Source organism: Kribbella sp. NPDC051137, from assembly GCF_040682535.1.
Lineage (GTDB): Bacteria > Actinomycetota > Actinomycetes > Propionibacteriales > Kribbellaceae > Kribbella > Kribbella karoonensis.
This window is the reverse complement of record NZ_JBFBBI010000005.1, coordinates 869523-888178: the sequence shown is the minus strand read 5'-3', so window position 1 is coordinate 888178 and position 18656 is coordinate 869523. Positions and strand designations below refer to the sequence as shown.

At 68.3% G+C, this 18656-nt stretch carries 21 protein-coding genes and 1 tRNA gene; 10 read left to right on the top strand and 12 right to left on the bottom strand.

From position 1 onward, the window contains the following. Positions 1 to 183: 183 nt before the first annotated feature. A complete protein-coding gene (locus tag AB0M51_RS30275) occupies positions 184 to 834 on the top strand; it encodes a phosphoribosyltransferase family protein (protein ID WP_344188986.1) in 651 nt (216 codons plus the stop codon). Positions 835 to 889: 55 nt separating this feature from the next. On the opposite strand, the gene AB0M51_RS30270 is transcribed toward AB0M51_RS30275, so the two are convergent. The 4 genes from AB0M51_RS30270 to AB0M51_RS30255 form a co-directional block, all read right to left on the bottom strand. Continuing rightward, complete coding sequence (locus tag AB0M51_RS30270) at positions 890 to 2776, bottom strand: phosphoenolpyruvate carboxykinase (GTP) (protein ID WP_344188987.1); 1887 nt, start codon at positions 2774 to 2776, stop codon at positions 890 to 892. 326 nt (positions 2777 to 3102) lie between these two features. Then, positions 3103 to 4338 (bottom strand): hypothetical protein, encoded by a 1236-nt coding sequence (locus AB0M51_RS30265; RefSeq protein WP_344188988.1) that lies wholly within the window; start codon positions 4336 to 4338, stop codon positions 3103 to 3105. Then, positions 4335 to 4925 (bottom strand): hypothetical protein, encoded by a 591-nt coding sequence (locus tag AB0M51_RS30260; RefSeq protein WP_363751470.1) that lies wholly within the window; start codon positions 4923 to 4925, stop codon positions 4335 to 4337. The genes AB0M51_RS30265 and AB0M51_RS30260 overlap by 4 nt, the downstream gene beginning before the upstream one ends. 328 nt (positions 4926 to 5253) lie before the next feature. Then, on the bottom strand, positions 5254 to 5808 hold the full coding sequence (locus AB0M51_RS30255) for a hypothetical protein (RefSeq protein WP_363751468.1): 555 nt from the start codon (positions 5806 to 5808) through the stop codon (positions 5254 to 5256). A gap of 79 nt (positions 5809 to 5887) precedes the next feature. On the opposite strand from AB0M51_RS30255, the gene AB0M51_RS30250 reads away from it, so the two are divergent. The 4 genes from AB0M51_RS30250 (at position 5888) to AB0M51_RS30235 (ending at position 8384) form a co-directional block, all read left to right on the top strand. After that, positions 5888 to 5963 (top strand) — tRNA-Arg (locus AB0M51_RS30250). Between the two features lie 189 nt (positions 5964 to 6152). Next, positions 6153 to 6710, top strand: coding sequence for a GNAT family N-acetyltransferase (locus AB0M51_RS30245; RefSeq protein ID WP_363751466.1), 558 nt, complete (start codon positions 6153 to 6155; stop codon positions 6708 to 6710). A 224-nt stretch (positions 6711 to 6934) separates the two neighbouring features. Next, positions 6935 to 7594 (top strand): hypothetical protein, encoded by a 660-nt coding sequence (locus tag AB0M51_RS30240; protein WP_363751463.1) that lies wholly within the window; start codon positions 6935 to 6937, stop codon positions 7592 to 7594. Positions 7595 to 7829: 235 nt separating this feature from the next. Next, positions 7830 to 8384: a suppressor of fused domain protein gene (locus AB0M51_RS30235; RefSeq protein WP_363751461.1), complete on the top strand. Its 555-nt coding sequence runs from the start codon at positions 7830 to 7832 to the stop codon at positions 8382 to 8384. 18 nt (positions 8385 to 8402) lie between these two features. On the opposite strand, the gene AB0M51_RS30230 is transcribed toward AB0M51_RS30235, so the two are convergent. Together AB0M51_RS30230 and AB0M51_RS30225 are read right to left on the bottom strand one after the other, a co-directional pair. Then, complete coding sequence (locus tag AB0M51_RS30230) at positions 8403 to 8555, bottom strand: hypothetical protein (protein ID WP_363751459.1); 153 nt, start codon at positions 8553 to 8555, stop codon at positions 8403 to 8405. A gap of 265 nt (positions 8556 to 8820) precedes the next feature. Beyond that, on the bottom strand, positions 8821 to 9528 hold the full coding sequence (locus tag AB0M51_RS30225) for an isochorismatase family cysteine hydrolase (protein ID WP_363751457.1): 708 nt from the start codon (positions 9526 to 9528) through the stop codon (positions 8821 to 8823). Positions 9529 to 9715: 187 nt separating this feature from the next. On the opposite strand from AB0M51_RS30225, the gene AB0M51_RS30220 reads away from it, so the two are divergent. Continuing rightward, positions 9716 to 10342, top strand: a complete 627-nt coding sequence (locus AB0M51_RS30220) for a hypothetical protein (protein WP_344188992.1) — start codon at positions 9716 to 9718, stop codon at positions 10340 to 10342. Between the two features lie 98 nt (positions 10343 to 10440). Further along, positions 10441 to 11325, top strand: coding sequence for a phosphotransferase (locus AB0M51_RS30215; RefSeq protein WP_344188994.1), 885 nt, complete (start codon positions 10441 to 10443; stop codon positions 11323 to 11325). Between the two features lie 111 nt (positions 11326 to 11436). On the opposite strand, the gene AB0M51_RS30210 is transcribed toward AB0M51_RS30215, so the two are convergent. After that, the gene (locus AB0M51_RS30210; protein WP_363751454.1) at positions 11437 to 12129 is read right to left on the bottom strand and encodes a hypothetical protein; all 693 of its coding nucleotides are present in this window, start codon (positions 12127 to 12129) and stop codon (positions 11437 to 11439) included. Between the two features lie 222 nt (positions 12130 to 12351). Between AB0M51_RS30210 and AB0M51_RS30205 the strand changes: the two genes are divergently transcribed. Further along, a complete protein-coding gene (locus tag AB0M51_RS30205) occupies positions 12352 to 13377 on the top strand; it encodes a DUF4241 domain-containing protein (protein ID WP_344188996.1) in 1026 nt (341 codons plus the stop codon). Here AB0M51_RS30205 and AB0M51_RS30200 read toward each other — a convergent pair. The 3 genes from AB0M51_RS30200 to AB0M51_RS30190 all read right to left on the bottom strand — a co-directional run bounded on the left by AB0M51_RS30200 (position 13362) and on the right by AB0M51_RS30190 (position 15200). After that, positions 13362 to 14237 (bottom strand): hypothetical protein, encoded by an 876-nt coding sequence (locus AB0M51_RS30200; RefSeq protein ID WP_363751452.1) that lies wholly within the window; start codon positions 14235 to 14237, stop codon positions 13362 to 13364. The two genes, AB0M51_RS30205 and AB0M51_RS30200, sit on opposite strands and share 16 nt — an antisense overlap. 196 nt (positions 14238 to 14433) lie before the next feature. Continuing rightward, positions 14434 to 14622, bottom strand: coding sequence for a hypothetical protein (locus AB0M51_RS30195; protein ID WP_363751450.1), 189 nt, complete (start codon positions 14620 to 14622; stop codon positions 14434 to 14436). Then, complete coding sequence (locus AB0M51_RS30190; protein WP_363751448.1) at positions 14619 to 15200, bottom strand: helix-turn-helix transcriptional regulator; 582 nt, start codon at positions 15198 to 15200, stop codon at positions 14619 to 14621. Before AB0M51_RS30190 ends, AB0M51_RS30195 begins: the two co-directional genes overlap by 4 nt. A 62-nt stretch (positions 15201 to 15262) precedes the next feature. Between AB0M51_RS30190 and AB0M51_RS30185 the strand changes: the two genes are divergently transcribed. Continuing rightward, positions 15263 to 16642: a serine hydrolase gene (locus tag AB0M51_RS30185; protein WP_363751446.1), complete on the top strand. Its 1380-nt coding sequence runs from the start codon at positions 15263 to 15265 to the stop codon at positions 16640 to 16642. Here AB0M51_RS30185 and AB0M51_RS30180 read toward each other — a convergent pair. Both AB0M51_RS30180 and AB0M51_RS30175 read right to left on the bottom strand, forming a co-directional pair. After that, positions 16635 to 17309: a hypothetical protein gene (locus AB0M51_RS30180; RefSeq protein ID WP_344189000.1), complete on the bottom strand. Its 675-nt coding sequence runs from the start codon at positions 17307 to 17309 to the stop codon at positions 16635 to 16637. The genes AB0M51_RS30185 and AB0M51_RS30180 overlap by 8 nt on opposite strands. 2 nt (positions 17310 to 17311) lie before the next feature. Then, the gene (locus tag AB0M51_RS30175; protein WP_344189001.1) at positions 17312 to 17746 is read right to left on the bottom strand and encodes a VOC family protein; all 435 of its coding nucleotides are present in this window, start codon (positions 17744 to 17746) and stop codon (positions 17312 to 17314) included. A gap of 82 nt (positions 17747 to 17828) precedes the next feature. Between AB0M51_RS30175 and AB0M51_RS30170 the strand changes: the two genes are divergently transcribed. Then, on the top strand, positions 17829 to 18581 hold the full coding sequence (locus AB0M51_RS30170) for a phosphotransferase (RefSeq protein ID WP_344189002.1): 753 nt from the start codon (positions 17829 to 17831) through the stop codon (positions 18579 to 18581). Positions 18582 to 18656 lie beyond the last annotated feature (75 nt).

The window sequence follows — 18656 nt, the reverse complement described above, 5'->3', positions numbered from 1 at the left end:
AGGGCATGTCTGACAATCCAGCGCCTACTGCGGGGCACTCGGCACGGCACCTCGCCGCACGGGGGCAAAGGCCACGATGCTCCGCATCGAGACCTTCGCCCCCGCGCGCCGATGCACCGCACCGAGCACCTCCTCGCTACGGCGCTGGATTGTCAGACATGCCCTAGTTGGATCATGGGGCCTATGAGGAGGCCGTACCCGGATCGGGCGGCCGCGGGTCGTGCAGTGGCCGAGGAGCTCGGCCCGGTCGCCGGGTCCGTCCTGGTACTCGGGCTGGCGCGTGGCGGCGTACCCGTCGCGGCCCCGGTCGCGGACGCCCTCGACGCGGAGCTCGATGTACTCGTCGTTCGCAAGCTCGGCGTCCCATGGCAGCCGGAGCTGGCGATGGGCGCGATCGCCGGCGTCGGCGAGGACCTGTACGTGGTCCGCAACGAGCCGATCGCCACCGGCGTCGACCCGGACGCGATGGAAGCGGTACGCCGGGACGAGGAGGCCGAGCTGCGCCGGCGTGAGCGGACGTACCGCGGCGACCGCCCGCCGATCGACGTGCGGGACCGCGTCGTCGTCCTGGTCGACGACGGACTCGCGACCGGTACGACGATGCGCGCCGCGGTGGAGGCGGTACGCCGGCAACGCCCGGCGCAGGTGATCGTCGCCGTACCCGTCGGCAGTGCGGCCAGCTGTCGTGGACTCGGGGCGGACCGGGTGGTGTGCGCGTGGTTCCCGCAGTACTTCACCGCGGTCGGGCAGGCGTACCGCGACTTCTCCGAGGTCAGCGACGACGAAGTACGACAGGTACTCGCGGAAAGCACAGCGCGGCGCCCCGGGAGGTGATCCGGGGCGCCGCGCTGATCCAGCCGCCGGCTTCCGACTCGGCGGCTGGTGCTTGTCAGCCCAGGCGGGCCTTCAGGTTGTCCAGCTCGACCTTCAGCGAGGCCGGCACGGTGTCGCCGAGCTTCGCGAACCACTCCTCGATCAGCGGGAGCTCGGCCTTCCACTCGTCCGCGTCGACGTTCAGCGCGATCTCGAGGTCCTGCTCGGTCAGGTCCAGCCCGGTGACGTCCAGCGCGCCGGCGGCCGGCACCCGGCCGATCGGCGTCTCGACCGCGTCGGCCTGACCCTCGATCCGCTCGATGACCCACTTCAGCACGCGGCTGTTCTCACCGAAGCCCGGCCAGACGAACTTGCCCGCCTCGTCCTTGCGGAACCAGTTCACGTAGAAGATCTTCGGCAGCTGGGCCGCGTCGTGCTGCTTGCCGACGGTCAGCCAGTGGTCGAAGTACTGCCCCGCGTCGTACCCGAGGAACGGCAGCATCGCCATCGGGTCGCGGCGTACGACGCCGACCTGGCCGACGGCCGCCGCCGTCGTCTCGGACGACAGGGTCGCGCCCATGAAGACACCGTGAGCCCAGTCCCGCGACTCGGTCACCAGCGGTACGGTCGTCGCCCGGCGGCCGCCGAAGATGATCGCGGAGATCGGGACCCCGTTCGGGTCGTCGTACTCGTCGGCGATGATCGGGCACTGCTTGATCGGCGTGCAGAACCGGCTGTTCGGGTGGCTCGACAGCTCACCGCTGTTCGGCGTCCACTCGCGGCCCTTCCAGTCGGTCAGGTGGTCCGGCGGCGTCGGCGAGTAGCCCTCCCACCAGACGTCACCGTCGTCGGTGAGCGCCACGTTCGTGAAGACCGAGTTGCCCTTCTCGATCGTGCGCATCGCGTTCGGGTTGGTCTTCCACCCCGTGCCGGGAGCGACGCCGAACAGCCCGAACTCCGGGTTCACGGCGTACAGCCGGCCGTCCTTGCCGAACCGCATCCAGGCGATGTCGTCGCCGAGCGTCTCGACCTCCCAGCCTTCCAGCGTCGGGTCGAGCATCGCCAGGTTGGTCTTGCCGCAGGCGCTCGGGAACGCCGCCGCGACGTAATGCACCTGCTTCTCCGGCGAGATCAGCTTGAGGATCAGCATGTGCTCGGCGAGCCAGCCCTCGTCGCGCGCCATCGCGGACGCGATCCGCAGCGAGTAGCACTTCTTGCCGAGCAGCGAGTTGCCGCCGTACCCGGAGCCGTACGACCAGATCGCCCGCTCCTCCGGGAACTGCACGATGTACTTCTCGTCGTTGCACGGCCACGGCACGTCCGCCTCGCCCGGCTGCAGCGGTGCGCCGACGGAGTGCAGACAGGGCACGTACGGCGCGTTGTCGCCCATCGTGGCGAGTACCTCGGCACCGGTGCGGCACATGATCCGCATCGAGGCGACGACGTACGCCGAGTCCGTGATCTCGACACCGAACATCGGCTTCTCGGCGGTCAGCGGGCCCATGCAGAACGGGACGACGTACATCGTCCGGCCGCGCATCGAGCCGCGGTACAGCTCGGTCAGCGTCGCCTTCATCTCGCTCGGCTCGACCCAGTTGTTGGTCGGACCCGCGTCCTTCTCCTCGACCGAGCAGATGAACGTGCGCTGCTCGACCCGGGCGACGTCCGAGGGGTCGGTGCGGACCCAGAACGAGTTCGGCTTCTTCTCGTCGTTCAGCCGGACCATGGTGCCGGCCGCGATCAGCCCGTCGGTGAGCTCGGCGTACTCCGTGTCCGAACCGTCGACCCAGTGGATCCGGTCCGGCTGGGTGAGGGCGGCGACCTCGGCCACCCAGGCCAGCAGGCCCGCGTGCCGGGTCGGCGCGCCGCTCAGGTCGTACTGCCGGTCGTTCGCCGGGAGGGGGGCGGTGGTGTCGGCTCGGTGGTCGGCTTTGGTCCGGGTCGGATTGGCGATCGTCGTCATTCGCGGCTCATTCCCTCTCGGCTGCCGGGTCCGGAGACGTCCCGGCGCTCGACGCTGAGCGGCGGGTACGGCGTCCGGCCGCCGGGGTCTCCGGCGGTTCGGTGTAGCTGGCTGGCGGTGTGATCTCTCGCAGACCAGTAAATCCAGTGGATACATACCAGTGTGCAAGTGGTACTAACGTTACGCGACCTCGCCGGGGTCTGAGAACCCCTAGAACGTGAACCCGGTCACAAAGTTTTCGCGACAATCGCTTTCCGGTGTCGCTTGTGAAAATGAGAACGGCCCGCGCGGAATGCGCGGGCCGTTCCAGGAGATTTTCCGGTACTTCAGCTGGTCTGCCGCCAGATGTCGTTGACCAGCCGCTGCACGTCCGGTGCCTCGGCGGTCTGGCCGTAGGCCATCACCCCGACCAGCCACCAGTGACCGCCGCTCTGGAACGCGCGCGTCATCGTGATCGTGTACGGCGTCGCGGTCGACACCGTCAGCCAGGTCCGCGCGTCCTTCGCGGTGGCCGGCACGGTCGTCTTGAAGATCGCCGTCCACTGTTCGTCGAAGGCTGGCCGGTCGGCCAGGCACTTCGCGAGCGTCGCGCACGGGTGCAGCGCGAACTGGGCCCGCATCGCGTTCTTCAGCCCGCCCGGCGCGTAGTCGTTCTTGGTCACGACCCGGCGCAGGATCAGCTGCGACGACTCACCCAGGAACGCCACCTCCGGCGGCCGCGGCCAGCCGAACGCGAACGGCAGCTCGGCGTCCGCGACCACCTGTACGTCGGCGTTCGCCGGGTAGGTCGCGCCGAAGACACCGGCCGAACCGTCCGGGCGCTTGTACGCCGCGGTCGTCGGCCGCTCGATCGGCGGGATCAGCACCCGCGACGGGTACGGCTCCGGGCTGACCGCGGGCGCGGCGGCTGCGGGATCGGTGGGCTTGTCCTTGACGGCGCTGCCGATCGCGGTGCCGACGGAGTACGCGATCGTGAACACGATCAGTACCGCGACGGCGACCACGGCGTACACCCAGGGGCCGATCTTGCGGCGGTACTGCCGGGCGATCTCGATCCTGGACGGCTGCGGCTCCTGCTGCGGCTCCTGCTGTGGCGACTGTTGTGCGTCCGCGGGGCGGTCGACGTACGTCGGGATGCTGCTGGCTGGTGCTGGTGCCGGGGTCGGTGCTTGTGCCGGCGCGACGGCGCCGTACCGGCTGAGCTGTTCACGGACCGCGCGCAGGGACTCCTCGTCGTTGCCGACGATGCCGTCGAGTGGGTCGATGAGTCGCTCGGCGCCGGTCCGGCCCGGGATCAGCTGGGTGATCGCGTACGGGCGTTCGGCGTTGAAGCTGGCGGCCCACAGCGGGGTCTCCTGCTGCCCGGGTACCAGCGCGGCGTCGCGGCTCGCGGCGGCCAGCCGGTCGACGACGGTCTGGTTCCGGGCGCCGTCCTCGCTCAGGACGAGCGCGACGATCTCCATCCCGGTGAACGTCCGTCCGTGCCACAGCTCCGCCAGCGGGTGCTGGAGGATCCGCTGGTCCAGTTGGTAGCCGGGGATCTCCGGTGTGCCGTTGCTCACTTGCTCTCCCAGATCGCGCGGTCCGCGAGCGCCAGCGCCGCCTTCTGCGCGGAGTCCCCGTCGATCGGGTTCGCCGTGTACTCCACCAGTACGACGATGTCGGCGTGCTGCACCAGCGCGCGCACCTTCCACGACTCGCCCGCCAGACCGCTCTCGGTCCGGCTGACCTTCGTCGGGTACGGGCGGTCCTTGTCGTACGACTTCAGCGGCGAACGGGTGAACGTCCGCTTCGCGACCTGCGCCGGCGTGAACGGCGTGTTGCCCGCGCCGGCGTCCTGCCCGCCGTACGGCGTGACCGTGACCGACACACTCGCCGACGTGTACGCCCTGACCTTGGCGCGCGACGTGCCTGCCTGACAGGTGACGTCCGACGTACCGCCCTGGATCATCGCCACCGGCCCGGCCGATGCCTTGGGCAACAGGCTGGACACGTCGCCGATCTTCGCGCAGAGGTCCTTCGGCAGCGTCCTGGGCGGCGGGATGTCCGCCTGCGTCACCGGCTCGCCGACCGCGAACCCGACCCCGCCGCCGACCAGCGCGGCCACACCGCACCCGATCGCCGTACCCCGCACCAGCCGACTAGCCATGCCCGCGACCTTAGCCACGCGGAGGTCCTCCCTCACCCGACGAACACCCCGCGTTAGACGAACGTCACCGAACTCCGGTTCCCCGAACCAGCAACGTCACCCGGCAACAAGCAACGTCACCCGGCAACAAGCAATGGTGCCGGGCAACAGGCGACGGTGTCGGGCGACAGGCGATGGTGTCGGGCGACAGGCGATGGTGTCGGGCGACAGGCGATGGTGTCGGGCGACAGGCGATGGTGCCGGGCGACAGGCAATTGCCTGTCCCACGACACCACGACCTGTCCCCGGTCCCGCTGTTCTTCCCGGTGTGCCGGGTCGGCCTGAGGCGTCAGCCGAGAAGAGTCCGGACCGAGCCGCCGGACTCCGTGAGCTTGGCGCCGAGTCCGTTGAGCGCCTCGCCGACCGTCGCGAGGATCCCGGACAGGTCCTGCAGGTTCCCGGCCAGGCTCTCGATCTCCGTCGCGACCCCGCCGATCTGCCCGCTGCCGTCGTTCAGCTTCTTCGCCGCCGCGTCCCCGATCCCCGGGATCTTGTCCAGCTCCCCCGCCAGCCCCGCCAACATCCCCGCCGCGTCCTGCAGCCGGTCCTTGGCCGCGTGCATCGTCCCCGCACTCCCGCTCAGCGCCTTCCGCGCCCCGCCCTCCCCGTCCTCCCCGACCAGTGCCCCCGCCGCCTTGGCCGCCTGCTCCCCGGCCTCCGCCAACCCCGCCCCGACCGTCTTCAGCAACTCCGGCAACTTCCCGAGGAACCCCACCGCGTCGTCCGGCAACCCCCGCACCAGATTCAGCACCTTCTGGAAGTCGTCCGAGTTCTCCATCACGAACCCGACCGCCTTCTTCACGTCCCCCAGATCCCGCCCACCAAGCAACTCGTCAAGTCCCATCCGCGGATCGTAGAGGCCCCTCGACAGGCCGATTGGCAAACATCCGCCCCCTCCATGTATCGTTACTCGACGTTGTCCAGCGCTCGTAGCTCAACGGATAGAGCATCTGACTACGGATCAGAAGGTTGGGGGTTCGAATCCCTCCGAGCGCGCCACCTGAAAGCCCAGGATCAGCCCGCTGACCTGGGCTTTTGTGTTCGGGAAACAACTGCAGAGAGGGCAAGCTGTCATGCTCGCCGCTCTCTTGGCCCCGGCCCATCACCCCTTCGGCTCCTCGAACAGGAACCCACCCGGTCCCCGAAACTGGAGTGCGTTGAGGCCGCTGTCGCCGGGAGGCTGCGAGCATGGATAGTGCCCGCTTGGTGGTCCCGCATTTGGCTGCTGGTGACAGGTTGGTGCTCCGCGCGTGGGATTTCGATGACCTGCCTCTCGTTCGGGAGGCATCGAGCGACAGCTACATCCCGCTGATCACGACGATTCCCTCGCCGTACTCACAGGAGGCGGGCGAAGCCTTCGTCCGCCGACAGTGGGAGCGGGCATCTACTGGGGCCGGGTACCCGTTCGTCATCGCGCGGGTGGAGGACGGGCGTCCGCTGGGAATGGTCGGCCTCTGGCTGAACGAGCGGGACGAGGGACGGGCATCGTTGGGCTACTGGCTTGCGGGGTCGGCCCGTGGCCAAGGGATTGCGGCGGAAGCCCTCGGGGCGGTCGTCCGTTGGGCCCTCGGTGGCCTGCGGATTCCGCGTCTTGAGTTGTATGTCGAGCCATGGAATGCGGCGTCACAGCGGACGGCTGAGCGAGTCGGCTTTGAGCGAGAGGGTCTCCTCCGCAGTTGGCAGCAGGTGGGGGAGGAACGTCGAGACATGCTCGTGTACTCGATGCTGGGCGTTGACCTGTCCTGACTGGCCCGCTGAGTTCGGTGATGCCGGTGGAGACCCAGGGCGCCGGTGAGGCAATTGCCAGCCGAGGAGCGTTTCCGAGCAACGCACGAAATTGACGAACTGAGTTGCGTCCGGCCAAGGCTCTACCGGCATAGGAGCCCATGGTAGTTAGTGCTCGCTGAGTGGGGGGCGGCAACGCGATTAAGTCAGTGGATCGAGACTGGGGGACCACGGATGATGGCCGGATGACTGAGCCCGGAGAGGTGACGCTGGGAGACCCGGCGGCGGTGGCACGGTTGGAGATAGCCGTTGGCAGGATCGCCGAACTGACTCGCGACCGGGTGGTCACCGGTGCGTCTCATGTGGATGCGGATGGCATCGTCGGCACCATCGGTACCGACGACGCGATCGGGTTTGATCCATTTCCGCTCTTGCGCGCACTGCACCGGTCGGGCGTTCGGGTCGCGGTGATCGGCCAGGTGGCCGGCATCATGCACGGATCGGTCGACCTCACGGGCGATCTTGACCTGCTGTGGGACGGCGATCCTGCCCACGCCGCCGCGCTCGCCTCGGCTTTCGCCCAGGTTGAAGGAGGTCCCGCCGTCCTGGAGGACAAGGACGGTCGGCCCGTGCCTTGCGAGGCCGCCTCTTTCCTCGGCTCCAAGGTGTTGTTCTCCACTGCCACCGCAAGCGGAGACTGTTGCACTCCCGCGCTTCCCTGGGGCGCGATCCCCGTCGCCGACTACCTCGCCCGCAGCTTGCGGACAGTCGCGGACGACGGCCTGGAGATCCACTACCTCCGCCTCGACGACCTGATCAGCATGCGCCGAGCCGCAGGCCGCCCCAAGGACCACCGCCGAGCCGACGAGCTCGATCTCCTGGCTGCGGGCGATGCCACGACATGAACGGATGACCGCCTGAGCAGCATGCACGCAGTGCCTCGACCCGTGGCCTTCCGCTGCCGCAGATCACCTGGCCGACAGGCGCCGCGCATCTGGCAACGGCGACAAGCGAGTCTCGCCCTTGTGATGCCCAACAGATCTGCGACACACAGCGGCACCGGCCAACGCACGGATCTGCCGATGACCGCGCTTCTCAACTGGTCGAGTTGGGTGCCTTCGGAGGCGGCAGAATAACGGCGTGAGTACACGCGTCGAGAGATTCCTCGCACACCTGGACGGACTGAGCGGGGGTGTTGAGCCGCAGTTCTGGCCGATCGAGTCGACCGCACCCGGCCATCATGGCGTGACCGCAATCGGCTACCAGGACATGCTCGAGGAGGGGCTGCTGATCGGCGTCACCTACGGGCTGTCTCTGGCCCGCCAGGAGTTGTGGCGTTTGGGCCGTCCGGAGCTGTCCATCAGCGTGAGGTCTGATGATCCCGCCTGGGTCCTCGCGATCGCATACCTCGCCGAGCAACTGCGGCACGACTGTCCGTTCAGGTACGGCGACACGATCAATTTTGGGGAGCCCGTGGCCGCGGGCTCGGCACTTGACGGCTTCGTTGTGTTCGCTCCTCTTGCATTTGACCCAGACGACGCACGAGTGGACGTTGGAGACGATCTCCCGATCGTGATCGTCGGCATGTACCCGACCTACGCGATCGAGCGGGAGTACATCGCGGAGAACGGGCTGGAAGCCTTCTGGAAACTCGAATGGGACCCGTACGACATTGCTCGGCGCCCAGCGGTCTAGCTCGTTTCCGCGGCAGTGCTAGGTGACTGGCAAGTTCGCAACGAGTTCCCGGATCTTCGGCAGCCCCGTCGCGAGGCCCTTCCAGTGGACATATCGCTCCGCCTCAGAGATGGCTTCGTCGAGCAGCCCCAACAGAAGCGCTTGGCGGTCGCCGACGATCGTCCTCGTCACAGCGGCCGGCCTAACCAGTCGTTGGGAACGCTTGTCAAACCTCCCAGTTCTGACGCCCTCAAAGTCAGTGGGCGCTGATCCACGTCATCGCCTCCCGCACGATCGCTCGCCGCGCCAACGAAGCCGCGACACAGTCGGAGCGGGAAGTGTACGGACATCAGCCGCGGTCCGAGCGTTCGTACCGTCGCAGATCACCTGGCGGGCGACTGTCGCACATCAGTTGACGGAGGACAGACCAGGGCAGCGCAGCTCTACCGGAGTGCGCTTATGGATCAAGCCGTGCCTGATGCGTGGGGTTTGAGGAAGTGAGGAGGTTGAGTACTTCGGTGGTGGGGCGGACGTCGCCGAAGGTGCGGTAGACGGTATGGAGGGTGGCGTTGAGGTCTTGGTCGCGGCGGGCGGCGTTTGCGTCGGCGACCATCAGGACGCGGTAGCCGAGGGTGCTGGCGTCGCGGGCGGTTGACTCGCAGCAGACGTTCGCCACTGTGCCTGTAATCAGGACGGTGTCGACGCCACGCGCCTCGAGCAGGTCGGACAGGTCGCAGCGGCCTGGGAAGAAGGCGCTCGCGGCCGTCTTTTCTACGATCAGGTCTTCGTCTTGTACGTCGAACTCGCGCCAGACTCGGTCCCGCAGCGGACCAGTGCCGCCCGATTCGCTGAACATCTTCGCAATGTCGGCCCCGAGGAACTCCTCTGTCACCGCGGTGATCTCCGTTCGTCCGGGCAAGACCCACGCGACTGTCCCACCCAGGTCACGCAGGGTGCCGGCGAGCTCCTGGATGTTCGGCACGATGCCGCGTGCGTAGTCCCCTTCCGCGACGAAGAACGGCACCATGTCGACCACCACCAGCGCAGTACGCTCCGGTACGAGCTCCTGGTAGGCATGCCGTCTCCCGCGCCGTGCCTCCTGCCGTTCGTACTCACGCGTCTCGATCATCCACTGGTGCAGTCTGGGGACCACCGTCTCTGTCACGTGGATCACCTTGCCAGTCCCCACCGACATTGCCTCCCGCGAGCGCCTCACGACGGGAAGGAGCTCCCTCCGGGCGCCGAACGAGGAGCGCGCCCGGGCCGGCGTTCCCGGCAGGGTGCGGGCATGTTTGCTGCCCTTGCAGCAAATGGGGTGCCTCGGGCGGCCTTCGGCTGACAGAGTTGATGAGATGTTGCTGGTACTGACTGGTTCGAGTTGCTCGGGTAAGACGACCCTGGCGCGCGCGTTGGGCGACCGAGTGGCGGGCGTCGTGATCCATGACCACGACGAGATCGGCGTACCGGAGGACGCGGACACGCAGTGGCGAAATCGGACGACAGAACAGTGGATCGTCCGTGCCTTGGAGTATCAGGCCCGAGGACTGGATGTTCTGCTGACTGGGCAGTCCCCGCTCGGTGAGATTCTGGCCTCGCCCTCCGCGCCTCAACTCGACGGCATCGCGGTGTGTCTGGTGCGCGTCGCAGACGAGGAGCGACGGCGGCGTCTCGAGCGACGTGACGACGGTCGGTGGCCGCCAGCAGCCGTCGACGCTTTCGTCGGTTGGAGTGACTGGCACCTTGGACACGCCGCAGACCCTCGCTATCGGCCTGAGGTGATCATCGACGGTAGCTGGCCGGAGATGGCCTGGGGTCGATGGTCAGCGTGGACCAAGGAAGATCCCCGATGGGACACCTACGTGCTCGATACCACGAGACGATCCATCGTCGAATCTGTGGACGACCTGGAGCGGTGGGTCATGGCGCAGCGAGCCGGCCAACTCGCGCTCTCCAAAGGCTGGGCCTGCACCGGAGCCTGATTGCTGCCGGTACATGCCAAGGTAGGTGGGTGGAGGTCTTTGACGAGTTCGGACGGGTACGACGTACTCCCGACGCTGTCGCGTACCTGCACGACCTGGTGAACAGCGAGCCGGCGCTCGCCGAACTCGCCGCGCCGGTTCCGGAGCTGATCCCCTGGGGAACGTCGGGCATGTACTTCACGGGACAGTGGTCGAACGACGTCGACGTACTGCTGAAGGTCGGCGTCTCGGAGACACAGCGGTTCTGGACCACGATCATCCCGGAGCGGGCGCCTGACCTGGCCCCGCGAGTCTTCGCGGTAGGCGATCGGCTGGCCGGGACCGAGGTCGGCTGGGTTGTGATGGAGCGTCTGCCGAGCGGTCTCCACGACGGTTGGGGTGGTCTGGAATTCAACCTGCTGATGGATGCCGGCGTACGTTTCCAGCGCCTCGCACGCACGGTTGCGGTTGCGCCGTACGCCGACCTGACCGGCGACGCTGTTCACGACTGGCTCGTGCTGGGCAGGGAGCGGAACGCCCCCGGTCCCGTCGATGCTGTACTTGAGCGCTTCGAGGAAGACTGGCATTTCGTCAACCGTGTCTGTGAGCCAGAGATCTGCCACGGCGACCTGCACATGGGGAACGTGCTGATGCGAACTCTGGCACCTGAGGTCAGCCCGGCGCTGCTCATCGACTTCGAGCCCTGCCGGATGCCCTGGGTTTTCGACGCGGCGTACCCCCAGGTGTTGAACTCCGATCCTGCCCGGACGGGATGGCGGGGCATGCCCGAACAGATGGCGGACCACCGTCGCGTACAAGGCCTCCCAGTTTGCGCAGACGAAGACTTGGCCCGAGCCGCCACCATCGCGCTGGCCTGGTATGCGCTGCGGATGTGGGGCATGCTCGGCCCGATTCCGGATCCCGCCTGGCGGGAGACCGCGGTCTGGCGGGAACAGAACAGGGGCTACATCGAGGCCGGCGCTTACGCAGTTCGGCGTACTTGAAGGAGGCGACGGAGGGTGCAGGACTCCGGCGACGTGGCGGCGTTTCGGGGAACGTGGTGGTTGGGCGCCCGCGAAGCCCGTCAACAGCCGACAGACCGAGATCCGCACAGGCTAAGGATCATGCTGGACCCAGCGGGACATCCCTTCTGCCTCTGGACCTGAGGCGTGGACCAAAGACTCTCGCAGCGCCGGGCCGGAGCGGTCCCGTGGTGATCCGGACACGACGAGCTTGGTTCCGTCGTCGGCGAAGGTGTACTCCCGGGCGGTGTCGGACCACTCGCGCCGGTGGATCGGCCGCCGTACCAACTGGTCCAACCAATCGGCAACACACACGGCCTGCTCCGAGACCGGGCCACCAAACGTGGACGGAGACAGCCGTATGTCGTCCCGCTCCAGTTCGAACAGCTGGCCGTGGAGGCTCCCTACCGTCGTCACCGTGCCGTTGTAGTAGGCCCCGACCGTCAGCACCACGCGGTCGTCCGCGCTGAGATCCACCCAGACCAGACACCGTCCATCGCCCGCCCCCACCTCCATACCGTCGTACCAATCGTCAGGCGCCATCGACGGGGCCCACCCGCGGCCCTCCAGCCGAGGCCGAAGGAACTCGATGAACGTTGCCTCATCCTCCGTGAGCGACGGCGGCGGTACGTCGTTACGCGACATGGACAACAGACTGAAAGGTTCGAGGCCATTCCGGCAAGCTGCCGGATGTTGGGCTGGTACGACGCTGCGGCGGCTGAGTAGTCTCGGGCGGTGAGTGCTGATGCGCGGGGTCGGGTCGAGGCGTTTGTTGCGGACTTCCATGGGTGTTGGGAGCGGTCGGGGAAGGTGCCTGCGGATCGGTCGTTGGCGGCGGCTCAGGCGGATGCGTGGCGGGGCGAGCTCGGGCGGTTGGTCGACGTTCACTGTGTGCCTGGAGCGCAGACGGGTGCGGAAGGTGTCCTGTCCGGTGATCCGGCGCACGACCCGGCGAGCGAGACCATCAGTGAGGTCATTGATCAGGGCAACAATGCAACCGTCCGTTCGGTGACCGAAAGCGGAAGGTACTTCGAGTATCGGCTGGAGCTTCGTGAGGGGGAATGGCGGATCGGGCAGATCCTGTCGTTCCTCGACCCGCCCGGTACGCCGTTGGTCGATGCGGCCGAGGCCGAACGGTTGCTGGCGGCACCGAAGACCGACGTACCCCTCGGGGAGATCGCGGCCGACCTGGAGCTGGACATCCCGAGCCTGTTCGAGGCCGGCCGTGAGGTCGCACCCTTCGACACGCCGGCAGCCCTCGCCGTGCATCGGCTCGGCGACCTCACCTGCGCATCGGGCGTCCTGACCGTCCGCGACTTCGGCTACCTCGACTTCGACCTCGAACCGCTCGCCCGACGCATCCCGCCCGGCACCTACCCCGTCGAGGTGGCGACCGCCGCCGGGACGAACGTCGCGCTGCGCCTCCGGCTCTCGGACCTCCCGGCCGAGACCTGGCATCCCGCTCCCCGGACCAACGGCTCCCACATCGTCGGGGTCGACTACGGCAACGTGGCGATCCTCGACCTCGCGAACCTCGTCCGCTGCGATGCGCAGTACGCCGACGAACTGTTCCTCCGGCAATCCGACGAGGCCAACCCAGGTACGGCGTTCAGCCTGCTGGGCGAGGTGGTCGACGGGGCGATGGTCACCAGCGGGTACGGCGACGGCGCGTATCCGTGCTACTGGGGTGTCGCCGCCGACGGCAGCCTGGCCGCTCTGGTGGTCGACTTCCTCGTGCTCACCGACGACCGGCAGGTGATCCTGACGGCGCCGTGGCGGCCCGGGGTGGTCGATGTCGGCGGCCACGACGTCGAAATCGTCGAGCACGACGGCGGCTACACGATCCGCCACCGCAGCGGCCGCATCCGGAAGCTCCGCGCCGTCGCCCCGGACGGCGCCGTACTGATGGACGGCGACCGCTTAGGCCTCTCCGTCACCGGCGACCTCCACACCCAAACCTGGCAGACCCCCACGCCACCCCCTGTGGGCTCACTCCTCGAACTCACCATCAACGCCGGCTACCGCCACATCTGAGTGATGGCGGTCAGGTAGGTGAGGGGGATTCGGGCGCGGGTGCGGAGTTCGGTGGGGTCGGCGTACGGGATGAGGCGTAGCCAGGAGATCAGGCGGTGGGCGTGGAGCAGGGGTCTCGTTGCCTCGAGGTCTTCGCGGAGTACGGCGGGGTCGGCGTCGAGGTGCCAGGTGGTGAGGTAGGTCGTGAGCAGGTCGGCGTGGTCCTCGGGGGAGAGCGGGGCGCAGGTCCATTCCTCGACCGAGTCGAGGAAGCCGTGCAGGGTGACGAACCGGTGTGCCCACAGGGTGTTGCCGAAGTCGAAGAAGCGCGGGCGGAGTACGCCGGTGGTGCGGTCCGCGAAGATGTTGGCCGGGTAGACGTCGTTCACCTCCAGGTCCAGCGGAACCAGGCTGCTGATGCACGCCCGATCCAGCACGTCGGCCGCCCGCTCGACGCGTTCGTGCAGCTCGCGCGAGATCCGCAGCGGATGTGCTGAAGGCAGTGCGGCCCACTCGCGCGCCACCGCCCGTACCCGCACGCCCGCGGCCGAGGGCGCGAGCTCGATCACCCCGGGAGGCGCAGCGACCCGCCCGTACAGGGCGCACTGCATCCGGGCGAGAGCGCGGACCACGGTACGCCGGGTCGCCTGGTCCGCGACGTCCGCGTGGGTGAGCGTCGGGCCCTGGTCGTCCGTGAGCAGCCAGCTGCGTTCGCGATCCACCGTGATCGGCACGACGACGTACTCCGGCGCGACCTCTGCCATCGCCGCCACCAGCCCGGCCTCGAACCGATGCCCCGGATTGTTCGCCTTGAACCAGACGAGCCCTTCATCGGTCGGATAACACCGCACCACCGACCAGAACCGCGCCCGATAAGTCACCGCTGCTCCGACAACCCGCCGCCCACGCTCACCCAGCCGCTGCCCGACCCACGCATCAACCTCCCGCTCCCACCCCGCCGACCCCCACCGCCGAACCCACTGCCCCTCAGCATCCGGCCCCAACGGCCGCGCCTCCGGCACCTCACACACCATCCGGCGACCTTAAAGGTCGTGCGGATACGGTGCCGCCGCCTGATCAGCCTCGTTCGCGCGCCGCCGGCCGATCCCGGCGTACGGCGGGAGCCCGGTCGGTCGGTACGTCGGGCCCCACCGCGGACCGGTGATTCGCGAGCAGGCGTTCGTCTCGGACCGTCAGCAGGTGGAGCTCGCGGTCGAGGTCGTCCCCCTCGGGGATGAGCTCGAGTGCGTGGCGTGGGTCGCTCATGCGGTCACCAGGTCGCGGGCCGGGACGAAGATGTTGAGTTGCGCGAGGTATTCCGGCGTTTGGGCGACGATCTCGTCGGGATCAAGGAACGGGTGCTCGGGGATCCACGGCTCCGGGAGGGCTTGGATCTTGGTCCACTCCGGCGGTTCCTCACCGGCGGCACGGAACTCTTGGGCGGTCAAAGCGGCCAGCAAGGCATCGAATCCCGGCTGGCCGGTGGTTCCGGGTGCTGCCTCCCAAGCGGCTTCGGAACCGTCGCTGCGGTGCAGCAGCAGACGCAGATGGTCGCGGCCCTGCAGCAGCATCCGCCAGGCCCAGTCCTCGTCGCTCGCCTCGCGAATTGCCGTCGCGGTCGCCGGTGCCGTCATGATCCGATACTCACGTGCCGCATGCAGAGCACGGGCGATCCGCCGAGCCCGCAGAAAGAACTTCGCGGTCGGCTGGGTCTTGCCGGAACGGTAGGTGGAGAGGCGAGACGCAGACGTGCCGAGAGCAGTGGCGAACGCGGCCTGCGACAGGCCGCTCTCGGCGAGAGCGATGTCGAGCAATTCGCTGACCGCTCGTCTGTCCTTGTCCATCACGACGCTCCTACGACGGTTATCTAATGAGATAATAGCGCCGGGATTGTTAACGTGCGGGCATGGAGCTGCTGCCGCGGGGTCGGGTGATGGGGGCGGTTGGGGAGTTGCTCGATCGGCTCGCGGTGCGTGGGGTCGAGTGTCATTCGTTGATGGTGGTGCACCGTGGTGCGGTGGTCGCCGAGGGATGGTGGGCGCCGTACACGGCGGAGCGGCCGCATCTGCTGTATTCGTTGACGAAGTCGTTCACGTCGATTGCCGTCGGGATCGCGATCGGCGACGGGTTGCTGTCGTTGGACGATCGGGTCGTGGACGTGCTGCCGGAGCATGTTCCAGGGGATGCGTCGGAGCAGGCGCGGCGGATCAACGTTCATCAGCTGTTGTCGATGACGGTCGGGCACAGCGTGGACACTCTGGAGGAGGCCTGGCGGTTGGAGCCGGGCGATCTGGTGAAAGGCTTCCTGCGGATCCCGTTCGATCAGCCGGAGGGGGACCGGCACACGTACGACAACTCGACCACCTTCCTGCTGGCGCGGATGGTCGAGCGGGTCACCGGGCGCGGCCTGCCCGAGTACCTCGACGAGCGGCTGTTCGAGCCGATGGGCATCGAGCAGCCAGAATGGGACCGAGTGGCGAGTGGCGCCGCGTTCGGGTTCCACGGGCTGCATCTGACCACCGAGGCGATCGCCGCGTTCGGAGAGCTGTTGCTTCGTGGCGGCCGCTGGGGTGACCGGCAACTCGTGCCGCGCGAATGGGTGGAGCTCGCGACCACGCGCCACGTCGACACGCTGCCGCTCCCGAACTGGTCGCAGAACCCCGATTTCCTGTGTGGGTACGGCTACCAGTTCTGGAGGTCGCGGCACGGATACCACGGGCATGGCTCCTACGGTCAGTACTGCGTCGTCGTACCGTCGCACGAGCTCGTGGTCGCGGTGACCGGCGCGATCGAGCAGGAGGACGCGCTGCCCGGCCTCCTCTGGGAATGCCTGCTGCCTGCGCTGGAATCCACCCCGGACGACGACGCGCTCGCCGACCGCTTGCGGCGGCTGTCGCTCGCGACTGTCGAGGGTACGCCGGGACGCTCCGCCGAGGCGAGGATCGACGCCTCGCCCCAGGGTTCGGCCCTACCCGACGGCACCGCGGTGACCGTCGAGCCCGTGGACGGTGGATGGACGCTACAGCTGGGCGCGTCCTTGACCGTCGAGGTCGGGCACGGCGCATGGCGCGAAAGCTCGCCGCTCGGCCGTCCTGTCGTCGCGGCCGGCGCGTGGCAGGGCGATACATACGTCGCCGACCTGTACGTCATCACGACTCCGCACCGGGTCCGGCTGACCGTGAACGGCGAGGCCGCCACAGCGACCTGGAATGTCCAGCCGCTCACCGGACCTGACCTCGTCCTGCATCTCACGGACCCGCTGATGACCCGCCCCGACGTCAGCTGAACCGGCGGGACCACTCCTCAGGCGGGCAATCCAAGAGCTGCCGCGCCATGTCCGCGGCCGCCCGCGCGGGTGTCGGCTCAGCGCTGACGAGATGCAGCACCTGTTGACGGCGTCCTGGTTGTTCGATGGACAGTTCCACGCCCTCCGCGTTCCACGCCGGGCTTACCCACCGCAGGTACGGAACCGAGGCCAACCGTTCCTTCAGCAGGCGAGCCGTGGCGCGGCGTGGGGTCTCCCACGAGCGGTCGGCGGTGGCCCGGCGTACCTCGGTCAGGTACTGCGTTCGGTCGAAGTGCAGGTCGGGTAGGTCCCACGGTCGGCCTTCCCCCGGGGACAGGTCGGTGAGTGGGTCGTTGAAGACGCCGGTGTAGTCGCGGAAGTCGACCCACGAGATCCACCGGCGGTCCGGGGACTGCACGATGTACGGCGCGATCACGCCGCACCCAGGCTCCCCGCAAGAGCACCGGTACACAGCCACCCGCCGCCCGACGTCATCCGGTACCAGCGGCCCATGAGCCGCGGCGGGATCTGGAGTCGGCGGTCCGAGGATCGCGGCGGGGTCGAAGCCCTGCCACTCAGGAGCGACCTCCGCGAACGGGTTCTCCCCGTCCACGCGGATACTGACGACCGGCCGGTCCGGGCGGTCGTCGCGGACCTCGAAGGCCAAGCTCAGTCGAGACAGAAGTCGTTGCCCTCGACATCGTTCATCCAAATGCAGGACTCGTTGACGCCGTCGGCGCGCTGGAGCAGGACCTCCGTCGCGCCGAGCGCCATCAGCCGGTCCCGCTCGGCCACGAGAGCGGCGAGCCGCTCCTCCCCGACAAGCCCGGTGCCGACGCGCACGTCGAGATGCACACGGTTCTTCACGACCTTGCCTTCAGGCACGCGCTGGAAGAACAGCCGCGGCCCCTCGCCGGTCGGATCGGTGCAGGCGAACCAGCTCCCCGCCTCCTCCGGCGGCAGCGTGGCGTTGTACTCGTCCCACGACGTGAACCCCTCCGGCGGCTCCGGGGCGACGTACCCGAGAACCTCGCACCAGAAGCGCGCGACCCGCTCCGGGTCCGCGCAGTCGAAGGTGATCTGGACCTTCCGCACCGTTGTCACCGGACCACGGTAAAGGCGCCGTCGGCGCGAGGTCCACCGTAAATCCCTACCGCGAGCGCGGTCGGCCCACCATCATGGCGTGATGCACGTCGAGGAAGAGCTGACCGGCGGGAACGTCGCGGACCGCGTCGTCCGGATCGGGGCGACGGTGCGGAAGCCGGCGCTCGCGCACACGGCCGGCGTCGAGGCGGTCCTCGAACACCTGGACGGCAAGCCGTTCGCGCCGCGGACCCTGGGGCGGGACGACCAGGGGCGGCACGTGCTCGAGTACATCCCGGGCACGCTGGCGGACACGATGCCGCCGTTCTCCCTCGACGAGCTACGCCGCCTCGGCGGGATGATCCGCGAACTCCACGACGCGATGGCGACGTTCGACCCGCCGCCGGACGCGGCCTGGCACCCCGTCGTACCGGACCCGGCCGGCGGCGACCTGATCCTGCACGGCGACCTCGCCCCGTGGAACCTGGTCTGCAGCGACGACCGCTGGGCCTTCATCGACTGGGACAATGCCGGACCTTCGACGCGGCTGTGGGATCTCGGGTACGCCGCGCAGACGCTCGTACCGCTGCTGCCGACCGGCGACGTCACGGTCGACGCCCCGCGGTTGCGCGCCTTCGTCGACGGCTACGGACTCGACCATGAGCAGCGCCTCGCGTTCCCGGCGCAGATGGCGGCCCGTACGCGCGGTTCGTACGACCTGCTGGTCCGCGGCCACGAATCCGGCGAGGAACCGTGGGCGACGCACTACGCGACCGGCCACGGCGACTTCTGGGGACCCGCCGCGGAGTACTCCGCGAGGCACCACGACGCCTGGGTGGACGCGCTGATCCACTAATACCAGTGGTCTCTTAAACAGTCCAATGGTATGGCTGGTCCTGCCGTAGGGTCAGCATCAGGAACTCACCTGCAA